The 12150-nt window shown below is 51.6% G+C and carries 12 protein-coding genes; 11 read left to right on the top strand and 1 reads right to left on the bottom strand.

Annotated elements, in window-relative coordinates; genetic code table 11:
- A partial coding sequence (locus tag CZ379_RS26760; RefSeq protein WP_234405068.1) for a nucleotidyltransferase family protein occupies window positions 1-356 on the bottom strand: 356 nt, incomplete at its 3' end.
- Window positions 357-633: 277 nt separating this feature from the next.
- On the opposite strand from CZ379_RS26760, the gene CZ379_RS19615 reads away from it, so the two are divergent.
- The 11 genes from CZ379_RS19615 to smc all read left to right on the top strand — a co-directional run bounded on the left by CZ379_RS19615 (window position 634) and on the right by smc (window position 12094).
- Window positions 634-1152, top strand: coding sequence for a YceD family protein (locus CZ379_RS19615; protein WP_110933163.1), 519 nt, complete (start codon window positions 634-636; stop codon window positions 1150-1152).
- A gap of 52 nt (window positions 1153-1204) precedes the next feature.
- Window positions 1205-1378, top strand: coding sequence for a 50S ribosomal protein L32 (rpmF, locus tag CZ379_RS19610; RefSeq protein ID WP_055108505.1), 174 nt, complete (start codon window positions 1205-1207; stop codon window positions 1376-1378).
- A 212-nt stretch (window positions 1379-1590) separates the two neighbouring features.
- Window positions 1591-2187 carry a transcription factor FapR gene (fapR, locus tag CZ379_RS19605; protein WP_110933162.1) on the top strand — a complete coding sequence of 199 codons (597 nt, stop codon included), beginning with the start codon at window positions 1591-1593 and terminating at the stop codon, window positions 2185-2187.
- Window positions 2171-3175, top strand: coding sequence for a phosphate acyltransferase PlsX (plsX, locus tag CZ379_RS19600; RefSeq protein ID WP_110933161.1), 1005 nt, complete (start codon window positions 2171-2173; stop codon window positions 3173-3175). The genes fapR and plsX overlap by 17 nt, the downstream gene beginning before the upstream one ends.
- Window positions 3172-4161, top strand: a complete 990-nt coding sequence (locus CZ379_RS19595) for a beta-ketoacyl-ACP synthase III (RefSeq protein ID WP_110933160.1) — start codon at window positions 3172-3174, stop codon at window positions 4159-4161. Before plsX ends, CZ379_RS19595 begins: the two co-directional genes overlap by 4 nt.
- Window positions 4162-4236: 75 nt before the next feature.
- On the top strand, window positions 4237-5172 hold the full coding sequence (fabD, locus tag CZ379_RS19590; protein ID WP_110933159.1) for an ACP S-malonyltransferase: 936 nt from the start codon (window positions 4237-4239) through the stop codon (window positions 5170-5172).
- Between the two features lie 111 nt (window positions 5173-5283).
- Window positions 5284-6033 carry a 3-oxoacyl-[acyl-carrier-protein] reductase gene (gene fabG, locus CZ379_RS19585; RefSeq protein ID WP_110933158.1) on the top strand — a complete coding sequence of 250 codons (750 nt, stop codon included), beginning with the start codon at window positions 5284-5286 and terminating at the stop codon, window positions 6031-6033.
- Between the two features lie 69 nt (window positions 6034-6102).
- Complete coding sequence (acpP, locus tag CZ379_RS19580; protein ID WP_019638123.1) at window positions 6103-6336, top strand: acyl carrier protein; 234 nt, start codon at window positions 6103-6105, stop codon at window positions 6334-6336.
- A 122-nt stretch (window positions 6337-6458) separates the two neighbouring features.
- Entirely contained in the window at window positions 6459-7697 is a 1239-nt protein-coding gene (gene fabF, locus CZ379_RS19575; protein ID WP_110933157.1) for a beta-ketoacyl-ACP synthase II, read from the top strand.
- Window positions 7698-7709: 12 nt separating this feature from the next.
- Window positions 7710-8408 carry a ribonuclease III gene (gene rnc, locus CZ379_RS19570; RefSeq protein ID WP_110933156.1) on the top strand — a complete coding sequence of 233 codons (699 nt, stop codon included), beginning with the start codon at window positions 7710-7712 and terminating at the stop codon, window positions 8406-8408.
- Window positions 8409-8521: 113 nt separating this feature from the next.
- Window positions 8522-12094 carry a chromosome segregation protein SMC gene (gene smc, locus CZ379_RS19565; protein WP_110933155.1) on the top strand — a complete coding sequence of 1191 codons (3573 nt, stop codon included), beginning with the start codon at window positions 8522-8524 and terminating at the stop codon, window positions 12092-12094.
- The last annotated feature ends 56 nt before the right edge of the window (window positions 12095-12150 follow it).

Here is a 12150-nt window from a genome sequence, read left to right as displayed (position 1 = left end):
GCGAGCCGCCGGGCGAGTGGCTGCAGCTCGGCGAGCGTGCCCGCCTCGCTGCCGAAGCAGAGATGCGACACGATGCCGGTCGCATCCAGCAGCGCTGCGGCGCCGTGCGCGAACCACTCGGCTGGCTGGGCCGCATACGCGACCGGCAGCTCCAGCACGAGGTCGGCGCCGGCATGCAGCGCCATCTCAGCGCGCGCCCACTTGCTCACAATCGCGGGTTCGCCGCGCTGCAGGAAGTCGCCGCTCATGACCGCGACGACCGCCTCCGCCCCAGCGAGCCGTTTCGCTTCTGCCATGTGGTAGGCATGTCCGTTATGAAATGGGTTATATTCAACGATTAATCCGACAACGTTCAATGTCTAATACCACCTTTACAGGCCTATAATTTATGACTATACCATGAAGGGCAGGCCTTTTTGAAGATGATTGAAATGACCAGCGTTCTGTCGCACCGAACAATTCCGTGGTCGTAGGGATAAAATGCCTTCATCATGTTCTTTGAAGGCATGTCCATAGACGTTTAGCGCGGGGATGTGTAATATTAGGTGAGACAACGGTATAATCCCTGCTTAGCTGTTGACAAAACTTACTTAAAATCGGTATAATAATTTTTGTTTGTTTGGAGTGATACTCATGAATTTTAAATTTCGCCAGATGGCATCGCACGATGGGCCGAAGCAGCTGCAGAAAGCTCTCGACATGAGTCATGTGGTTAAAGAACGTAAAGACATACACGGTATCAGTCCGCTGGAATGCGACTTGACCGCCGTATACGTAGAAGGCAATGTAGTTGAGGTGACGGGTACGCTGTCCGCGCATTTGGACATGTCCTGCTCCCGCTGTCTTAAGCCTTTGAAACGTAAAGTCGATATCGAATTTGAGGAAACTTTCAAACGCATTGACACCCCCGATGAAGAAGGGCAGAATGAAGAAGAGGATGACATTCGGTTCATTGCCGAAGATCAGGTGGATTTAAATCCATATATCGAGGAAGCGTTGCTTCTGAATCTTCCGTACACTGCCGTATGCAAGGATGACTGCAAAGGACTCTGTCCAAGCTGCGGGACGGACTTGAACGAACGGGATTGCGACTGCGAAAAGGATCGGATCGATCCGCGGCTGGCAGCGCTTGGTGACTTTTTCAAAAAATGAGATTACAATGTGACACCGTAATAAGGTTGACTTCATTAAGGAGGTGGGAACCATGGCAGTACCTCAACGGAGAACGTCCAAAACGCGCCGCGACAAACGCCGCACGCATTTCAAATTGGCTGTGCCGGGCATGGTAAAATGTGAACAATGCGGAGAATTGAAGCTTGCTCACCACGTATGTAAAGTATGCGGAACATACAAAGCAAGAGAAGTTATCAAAGGCTAATACCGGATAATATCTCAGGTCTTAAACAGCACATCCTCCATGGAGTGCTGTTTTTTATTGTCTTAAGTGGGAATTTTAGGTCGATTCATTAGTTTCTCTTTATTTTTGCAGGGAGATGTTTTATACTCTATCTTAGTACCAGGTTCTAAACTGATGCGGTTCGTTTTACATAAAAATAATGTGATCACTCGGGGGTGTTACCCATCGAACGTTTGCCCAAGAGGGCGAGGCAGCAGAAGCTCGTCAAACTGATCGAAGAAAATCCGTTTGTTACCGATCAGGAATTGACCCGACAGTTGAAGGTGAGTATCCAGACGATCCGGCTCGACCGGATGGAACTGGGGATTCCAGAGCTTCGGGAGCGGATGAAGCTGATGGCGGAGCGATCCTATGATCAGGTGCGTTCATTGCCGCTGCATGAAGTTATCGGAGAAATCGTTGACCTGCAATTGGACAAGAGCGGGATATCTATTTTTGAAATCAGCAAAGAACATGTCTTTTCACGGACGGGCATCGCGCGGGGGCATCATATCTTCGCGCAGGCCAACTCATTGGCTGTAGCGGTTATTAACGATGAGATTGCGCTCACGTTCTCGGCGGATATCCGCTTTATCCGCCCGGTTCATTTGGGCGAGAAGTGCATCGCCAAGGCATATGTTCGCCCGGTATCCGGGAACAAGGGTAAGGCTAAAGTCGAGGTGTTCACCTATGTCGGCGAAGAGATGGTGTTCCAAGGGAACTTTGTCATTTACCGTTCAGCGGTAGAAGACAACTACGAAGGAGGAAGTCAGCATGAGAATCGCCATTGATGCCATGGGTGGTGACCACGCGCCGAAGAGCACGGTAGAAGGTGCCCTCGCCGCAGCCAAGGAATGGAATGATATTGAGATTATTCTCGTTGGTGATCAGGGGCAGCTGGAGCCTCTGCTGAAAGGTTTGGAGATCCCTGCTAATCTGCGGATTCATCATGCCGCTGAAGTGATAGAAGCGGACGATGAGCCTGTTCGTGCGGTGCGCCGCAAGAAAGATGCGTCTATGGTCGTTGCTGGCAGGCTGGTGCGTGAGAATGAAGCTGAAGCGATGATATCGGCGGGCAACACGGGCGCGCTGATGACGACGGGATTGCTCGTCGTAGGGCGGATGAACGGCATTGAACGTCCGGCCTTGGCACCGATGATTCCGACGGTGGACGAGCGTGGCGTGCTTGCGCTGGATCTTGGCGCGAATATGGATGCGAAGCCGGAGCATTTGGCCCAATATGCGCTGATGGGCAGTATTTATCGGGAGAAGGTGCACGGAATCCGCAGCCCGCGCGTAGGGCTCCTGAATGTGGGAACGGAAGAGATGAAGGGGAATGAGCTTACGAAAGCGGCTTATCCGCTCATTCAGCAGCTTCCGGTTAATTTTGTAGGGAATGTTGAGTCTAGAGATATTCTGACAGGTGCTTGCGATGTGCTCGTATGCGATGGATTCGCTGGGAATATATTGCTTAAATCGCTGGAGGGAACAGCCGGGACGATATTCTCGATCCTGAAGCAGGAGTTCTCCAAATCGCTGAAGAACAAGCTGGCAGCTGCTCTATTGATGCCTTCGCTTCGTGGATTGAAGAAGACACTTGACTATAAGGAGCATGGCGGAGCCCCACTGCTGGGACTTAGCGGGCTTGTTGTAAAGGGGCACGGCTCCTCGGACGGAGAAGCGATTAAGAATGCGATAAGGCAGGCAAGAACGGCCATTCAGAGTCGATTGACAGAGAGCATTTCACAGGAAATCAGCGGGAAGCGAGTGGTAGAATGATGAAATTACGTTCAGTAGGCATCATAGGGACTGGGAAGTACGTACCTGAACGAGTGTTAACGAATGCAGAATTGGAGACGATGGTTGAAACCAATGATGAATGGATCGTATCGCGGACGGGAATTCGCGAGCGACACATTGCGGCTCCTAATCAGGCGACATCGGACTTGGCGTATGAAGCGGCTGTGCAAGCGTTGAAATCAGCAGGCCTTGCCGCCGAGGATTTGGAATTGATTATTGTGGCAACTGTAACGCCGGATATGACGTTCCCTTCTACGGCATGTATTTTGCAGGAGAAGCTTGGAGCGAAGAAAGCAGCGGCTTTTGATTTATCGGCGGCCTGCTCTGGATTCGTATATAGTCTGGCTACGGCCAAAGGCTTCATCCAGACCGGCATGTATAACAATGCACTCATTATCGGAGCGGACGCATTGTCCCGAATTACGGATTATACGGATCGCAACACCTGTGTCCTGTTCGGCGATGGGGCAGGAGCTGTCGTGGTCGGGGAAGTACCTGAAGGCAGGGGCTTCCTATCCTTTGACTTGGGGGCAGAAGGGGCAGGCGGAGAACTGCTCAAGCTGGAAGGCGGCGGTTCGCGCTGCCCGGCTTCCGAGGAGACGGTGCGGGACGGCAAGCATTTTATCTATATGAATGGCCGTGAAGTGTTCAAATTCGCTGTCCGCGTCATGGGGACGGCTACGGAGGAAGTACTGCGTAAAGCAGGGAAGGACAAGAGTGAGATCGATTTGTTCGTTCCGCATCAGGCCAATATTCGCATCATTCAATCCGCCATGCAGCGGTTGGATTTACCGGAGGAGAAGTGCGTCATTAACGTGGACAAGTATGCGAACACCTCTGCGGCATCGATCCCGCTGGCGCTTGTCGAAGCCGTGGAGGAAGGTCGCGTTAAAGAAGGCGACACCTTGCTTCTCGTAGGCTTTGGCGGCGGCTTGACCTGGGGTGCATCTGTACTTGTATGGTAAGTTCGACTGTTTACTGCTGCGGACTATTAAGAATTTCATCTGGTTTTGTAGGGAGAAGGAGCGCTGACATAATTTATGGGTAAACTGGCATTTGTATTTCCGGGGCAGGGTTCTCAGAGTATAGGAATGGGCAAAGACATCTATGAAGCGATACCGGAATCTCGGCGGTTATTCGATCAAGCGGATGAAGTTCTTAGCTTTCCATTGACAAGGCTTATATTCGAAGGTCCTGATACAGATTTGAAGCATACGGCGAATACGCAGCCTGCTCTACTGACGACAAGTGTAGCGCTGCATCAAGCTTTTGCCGCTAAAGGGATAAAGCCGGACTTCGTAGCGGGGCACAGCCTCGGGGAGTACAGCGCCTTGACGGCTGCTGGATCGCTTAGCTTCAGCGATGCGGTCTCCACCGTACGGGCGCGCGGCGAGTTCATGGAACAGGCCGTTCCAGGCGGACAAGGGGCGATGGCTGCGGTGCTCGGCGGAGAACGCGAGGCGTTGGCCGCGCTGTGTGCCGACATTACAGCAGACGGGAGTCTCGTGGAGCTCGCTAACGTCAATTGTCCGGGTCAAATCGTTGTTTCCGGCAGCTGTGAAGGTATCGCTGCCGTCGCCGAGCGTGTGAAGGAAATCGGAGCTCGGCGGGCGATTCCGCTTGAAGTCAGCGGGCCGTTCCATTCATCGCTCATGAAATCGGCTGCTGAGCGTCTGGCGGGCAAGCTGGAGCAGATTACAATCCATGATGCGTCCATTCCCGTGGTGGCCAATGTTACGGCAAGCGCGGTTCAGGGCAGATCGGACATTTGCAGCTTGCTTGTGGAACAAGTGTATTCGCCGGTTCTTTGGGAAGACAGCATTGCTTGGCTGATTGCACAGGGTGTTGATACTTTCGTGGAAATCGGACCTGGCAGCGTGTTGACCGGATTGATTAAGAAAATAAACCGAGGCGTTACAACCTATAACGTAAATAGCTTGGAGAGCCTGGAACAAACGGCGGCAGCTTTGCTGTAGCCTTATTGAAGGGATTTCGTGATTGAAAAGGGCATAGGATCCATTGGATAAAACGGTCTCCAAAGCCCTTCCGTTTAACGGCTCGTTTATCCTAGGAAAGGAGAGAGTATAATGACGAAATTGCTAAGTAGTCAGACAGCTTTGGTTACAGGAGCTTCCCGCGGCATTGGTCGCGCAATTGCGCTTGCGCTTGCTGAGGCAGGAGCAAATGTGGCCGTCAACTATGCGGGCAATGAAGAAGCGGCGGCTCGCGTCGTTAGCGAGATTGAGGCGCTTGGCGTAGAGGCCTTTGCCGTTAAAGGGCATGTCGGCGACAGCGCCCAATTCGAGGCGCTCGTTAAGCAGACCTTGGATACATGGGGCCGGATTGATATTCTGGTGAATAACGCCGGAATTACTAGAGATAATCTAATTATGCGCATGAAAGAGGAAGAATTCGACGCCGTTATCGAGACGAATCTAAAGGGTGTATTCAACGGCATCAAGGCGGTTACTCGTCCAATGATGAAGCAGCGGTCTGGGCGCATTATTAACATATCGTCCGTTGTGGGCGTGCTTGGCAACGCGGGGCAGGCGAACTATGTGGCGGCTAAAGCCGGAGTAATCGGTTTGACCAAATCGTCTGCGCGTGAGCTGGCCAGCCGGAACATTACGGTGAACTGCATTGCGCCAGGATTTATCGCCACGGATATGACGGATCAGCTATCGGAAGATTTGAAGCAAAATTTACTTGCCGATATTCCGCTATCCCGTCTTGGCCAGCCTGAAGAAATCGCGAAAGTCGCGGTATTCCTAGCTTCCGATGCAGCATCCTATATGACCGGTCAAACCCTGCATGTAGACGGCGGGATGTATATGTGATTTATCGTCCTAGCTTCTATGGCATTTTGATTTTAATTTTCGTATAATACCAAGGAGGAGGTGAACCGGATGTCCGATGTATTGGAGCGCGTAAAACGTATTGTAGTGGATCGCCTCGGCGCAGATGAAGCTGAAGTGACGCTTGAAGCGTCTTTCAAAGATGACCTAGGTGCTGATTCGCTCGATGTAGTCGAATTGGTTATGGAACTCGAAGATGAGTTCGATTTGGAAATTTCAGATGAAGATGCTGAGAAGATTACGACTGTAGGTGAAGTTGTAAACTACATACAATCTCATACCTAATGTCATTTAAAGTCCCGTACCTCCTTTGTAGGCGGGACTTCTCCTCATCTTTGCAAGTCAATCAATTACGTTGGTAAGTACATTATAATATTGCACATGAGATCTATACGAGGTGAGTGTGTTTGAAGCATAGAGTGGTAATAACCGGTATGGGAATCGTAACATCCCTCGGTCAAGACTTGGATACGTTCTGGAATAATCTTATGGCAGGGAAATCGGGGGTATCTGCTATCGAATCGTTTGATGTTAGCGAATATCCGACCCGAATTGCTGCCTCGGTAAAAGATTTCAATGCCGAGGATTACGTGGACCGTAAGGATGCCCGCAAGATGGACCGTTTCGTTCAATTTGCGGCGGCGGCGGCCACGAATGCTATACAAGACAGTGGCCTCGTGATTGGTGAGCAAGCTGACCCAGAGCGTGTAGGCGTTATTATCGGTTCGGGTATTGGCGGCCTTGGAACGTGGGAAGATCAGCATAATATTTTGCTGCAGAAAGGACCGAAGCGCGTAAGCCCTTTCTTTATTCCGATGATGATTGCGAATATGGCTTCCGGCCACGTGTCGATACTGTTCGGAGCGAAGGGCCCTAACAGTACAGCTGTAACGGCGTGCGCGACCGGAACTCATTCCATTGGCGATTCGTATAAATTGATTCAACGCGGTGATGCCGATGTCATGATTTGCGGCGGCGCAGAAGCGACGATCAGACCGACCGGTCTCGCCGGATTCTGCTCGATGCGGGCGATGTCGACTCGCAATGATGAACCCGAGAAAGCGAGCCGTCCATTCGATACGGGGCGTGACGGTTTCGTTATGGGTGAAGGGGCAGGCGTTCTTGTGCTTGAATCCCTGGAGCATGCCCAGAAGCGGGGTGCTAGAATTTACGGAGAAGTGATCGGTTATGGATTGAGTGCGGATGCGCATCATATGACCGATCCAGACCCGGATGGAGCGCGTCGCTGCATGGAAATGGCCATTCGCGATGCCGGTATTGCCGCGAATGAGGTGGATTATATTAATGCTCACGGAACGTCAACGTCTGTAGGTGATCGCTCTGAGACGCTTGCTATTAAGGAAGCGCTTGGTGATCATGCTCGCAAGGTAGCCGTCAGCTCGACCAAGTCGATGACGGGCCATTTACTTGGGGCTGCCGGCGGTGTGGAGGCCGTTATATGCGGCTTGACGATTAATAATGGAATGATCGCGCCGACGATCAATCTGGAGAACCAGGATCCGGAATGCGATTTGGATTACGTGCCCAACCAAGCCAGACCAGCAAATGTTACTGTAGCTATGTCCAACTCCTTCGGATTTGGAGGGCATAATGCCACCATCGTTCTGAAGAAATTTGAAGCATAAGGGGTCAGTCTGTTGAGTGGAGATCTGAAGCAGTTACAGCACAAACTTCAAATTGTATTCCAAAACCGACAGCTGTTGAAACAGGCCTTTACCCATGCATCATACGTGAATGAACATCGGTTCAGCCAGCATCAGGACAACGAGCGCCTAGAGTTTCTCGGCGACGCTGTCCTGGAGCTGACGGTATCCGAGCATTTGTATCGGATGTTTCCGGATCGTCCTGAGGGAGAATTGACCAAGCTTCGCGCAGCGATCGTATGTGAGCCTTCACTCGTGAAGTTTGCCGAGAGCCTGGAGTTTGGCAAATACGTATTGCTCGGTAAAGGAGAGGAGCTGACCGGAGGACGAACCCGCCCGGCCTTGCTGGCAGATGTATTCGAATCGTTCATCGGCGCCCTTTATCTGGATCAAGGATTGAAGGCCGTTAATGCCTTTCTTCATCAGCACGTGTTCTCTCAATTTACGCTTAACGGAAAGCTGCAGACGACGGATTATAAGACGGAGCTGCAGGAGCTTACTCAGCATCATAATATGGGGGTGCTGGAGTACCGTATCGTAGAGGAGCGTGGGCCGGCCCATGAACGCGAGTTTGTCTCCGAGGTATCTATGGAAGGACGGGCGCTGGGGCAAGGGACTGGGCGTTCCAAGAAGGAAGCTGAACAGCAGGCTGCCGCAGTGGCGCTAGAACGTTTGAAATCTTCGAATGAATGACAATCAAAAAGGTTTAATGAATCGTCCCCGCTGCTTGCCGCACGGGGACGTTTTGCTTGTCCCATTAAGCTTTTTTGTATGTTACAATAGTTGGTAGAGGTGATCGTGAAGGTATGTTTTTGAAACGGATCGAGTTAGCAGGATTTAAGTCTTTTGCCGACAAAACGGAAATGGAATTTGTACGTGGCATTACGGCTGTAGTCGGCCCTAACGGCAGCGGAAAGAGTAATATTTCCGATGGCATACGTTGGGTGCTGGGTGAGCAGAGTGCCAAGTCGCTCCGCGGCGGCAAAATGGAAGATATTATTTTTGCGGGCAGTGACGCGCGTAAAGCGGTGAATTACGGAGAAGTCTCTCTGACCCTCGACAACACAGATCATGCGCTTCCGTTGGATTTCAGCGAAGTGACGGTAACGCGGCGGGTTCATCGCAGCGGGGATAGCGAGTATATGATTAATAAGCAATCCTGTCGCTTGAAGGACATTACCGAGCTGTTCATGGATACAGGGATCGGAAAGGAAGCTTATTCGATTATCGGTCAAGGGCGGATCGAGGAAATTTTAAGTACGCGCTCTGAGGATCGGCGAGGGATTTTTGAGGAGGCTTCCGGGATTGTAAAATATAAAAGCCGTAAACGGGATGCCCGGCGTAAACTCGATGATACGGAACAAAATCTGCTGCGTATTCACGATCTTGTCAGTGAATTGGAAGATCAAATCGGCCCTTTGAAAGAGCAATCGGAGAAGGCGCTTCGTTATAAAGAGCTCCGCGAGGAGCTAAAACATAAGGAAATATCGCTATATGTCCACCAAATTGAGAAAATTCATGAGACTTGGAGCGAGGCGAACGGCAAGCTAGCCAAGCTCCAGGAAGAGCAGTTGGCTCTATCGACGATTGTATCGGCTCATGATGCCAAGTTGGAAAGCGACCGGTTAGCGCTTCGCCAGTTAGAGGAGCATATCGATGTGCTTCAAGGGCAGCTCTTGGAGTACAGCGAAAGCTTCGAGAAGAGCGAAGGCTTTGGCGAGGTACTGAAGGAACGCGAGAAGAACCTGATCCAGAATAGGGAGCAGCTCCGACAATCGCTTGCTGTCAATGAGGATCGTTATGCCCAGCGCACGGAAGAGATGAACGCCTTGTCCGAGAAGTTTGCTGAGGCGGAGAAGCAGCTGAACGAATTGAGGACGGAACTCTCGGCAGAAGAAGTGAAGCTCGTGGGCGTAACCGGTGGAATCAGCCAGGCTCAGGAGGAAGCGCTCAAGGGACAATTGCTGGATACGATGAATGAAATGGCTGAGGCTCGTAATGAAATTCGCTACGCGGATCAGCAGAAAGAAAGCGTTCAGCGCCGAATGGATCGTTCGGAGGAAGAGGGCGCGAAATGGCGGGATGATTTAGCCCGCTTAAAGGGCAGGAAGGCGGAGCTTGAGAAGGTGCTAGCGCGTCTCTCCAAAGAAATAGCCGATCTTCGCAGCCGGTATATTACGGAAAGCGAGCGTCAGCAGTCGCTGCAGAAGCTAGCTGAGGAAAGTTCAGCGAATATCCGTAAATGGGAGCAAAGGCGAGAAGCACTAATCTCCCGCCGCGATACGATGAAGGAGATGGAAGAGGATTTTGACGGCTTTGCCCTTGGTGTCAAGGAAGTGTTGAAGGCCTCTCGCAAGTCGCTGCTCGGCGGAGTCCATGGTGCAGTAGCTGAACTGATTCGGGTGCCGGAGAAGCTGGAGCTTGCCGTCGAGACCGCGCTGGGAGCCGCAATGCAGCATATCGTGATGGAGAATGAAGCCGTCTCACGCCAAGCGATTGCATTCTTGAAACAGCGTCAGCTTGGACGCGCAACCTTTCTGCCGCTCGATGTCATTCGTCCGCGGCAAATGTCTGGAACGGATAAGAGGGCGATGGAGGAAGCCGAGGGCTTTATCGGCATTGGAGCCGAGCTTGTCGGTCATGACCCGCGTTATGCGAATATCGTGGGCAGTCTGCTTGGCAACGTTGTGTTTGCCAGCGATCTGGAACGAGCCAATAAAATGGCGGCTCGCTGTCAGTATCGTTTCCGGATCGTTACCCTGGAGGGCGACGTTGTCAATGCCGGCGGCTCAATGACCGGAGGAAGCCAGCATCGGAAGAACAGCAATTTATTAGGCCGTAAGCGCCAACTGGATCAGCTTGCTACGGATATTCGTGAAAGCGAGGAAATGCTTGAAAAGCTGAGAAATGGACTTAATGATGTTCGTGCCCAAATGAACCAGTGCGAGCAGGAGCTGGAGAAACTGCGCGAAGCTGGAGATAGTAGACGTACGGAAGAACAGTCTCAAACAGGCGAGCTGAAGCAAGTGGAGCACGAGTGGAGGCATGTATCCGAGCAATTTGAGCTCTACGGCCAAGAGAAAGGGCATTATATCCAGGAGATCGAGGAACTGGATAAGAGTAAAGCTGCAGCGGAAACGAAACTGAAGGAGCTGGAGAAAGAGGAGCAAACGATTCGCCAGTCGATTCAGGCGGCGGAATTTGCCCGTAAGGCGAACGAGTCCGTGAAGGAAGAATTGCAGCATCAATTGACCGGACTTAAAGTACGAGAAGGCAAGCTGGATCAGGAGTGCCACTCGCTTCGTGAGCAACTGCAACGCTCGCAGGAAGAATTCGAAATACAGAGGAAAGAATTAGAGCAGAATCGCAGCATTCTACAATCGATTGAGGCGGATTTGAAGCAGAATGAATTGCAAAGCGTCAATCAGCGCGAAGAGCTGAACGATTTCAAGTTAAAGAAAGAGCGTACGAGCGAGCAGCTTGAGATGGAGCGCGCTTCGCGAACCGTATTGGTTAAGAAGCTCGAGGACGGCGAAAGTGAGACGAAGGAGCAAAGGATTGGCCTTAAGGCCGTTGAGGAGCAGCTTCGTCAAACAGAAATTCAAGCGAACAGGCTTGATGTGGAGCTTGACAATATTCTGCATAAGCTGAGCGACGAGTATGAGCTTAGCTTTGAGCTGGCAAAACAGCGCTACGCTGTACCGGAGGACGTGCCCCAGACACAAGGAGAAGTTAAAGAGCTCAAACGGCAGATCACGATGCTGGGTGAAGTGAATCTGGGAGCGATTGACGAATACGAGCGGGTGTCCGAGCGCTATCAATTCCTAAGCGAGCAGAAGGATGATCTCGTCGAGGCCAAGACGACGCTTTATCAGGTCATTAAGGAAATGGATGACGAAATGTCCAAGCGTTTTAAAATAACCTTCGACGCCATAAGACGGGAATTCGGTACCGTGTTCACCAAGCTCTTTGGGGGCGGACGGGCGGATCTCGTGCTCATTGATCCAGAGAATCTGCTGGAGACGGGAATCGATGTCGTGGCCCAGCCTCCGGGCAAGAAGTTGCAGAACCTGCAGCTGCTTTCGGGGGGAGAGCGAGCATTGACGGCAATGGCGCTGCTCTTTGCAATTCTGCACGTGAAGCCTGTGCCGTTCTGCGTGCTCGATGAGGTTGAAGCTGCACTGGATGAAGCGAATGTGGCGCGCTTCGCTCAATATTTGCGTGAATTCTCTGAACAGACCCAGTTTATCGTCGTTACTCACCGCAAAGGGACGATGGAAGAAGCGGATGTTCTCTATGGGGTAACGATGGAGGAAGGCGGGGTATCCAAGCTTGTCTCTGTAAAGCTGGAGGATGAAGAGACCGTAGAAATTGCTTGAGCCGCTAAGCCATGGCATAATTAGAACATCACAGATAGTTCCGGAATTGGATCCAG

Origin of the sequence: Paenibacillus bouchesdurhonensis, from assembly GCF_900155685.1 — a bacterium.
Classification (GTDB): Bacteria; Bacillota; Bacilli; order Paenibacillales; family Paenibacillaceae; genus Fontibacillus; species Fontibacillus bouchesdurhonensis.
Note: the sequence above shows the minus strand (reverse complement) of the source record. Positions and strands in the feature narration are given on the sequence as shown.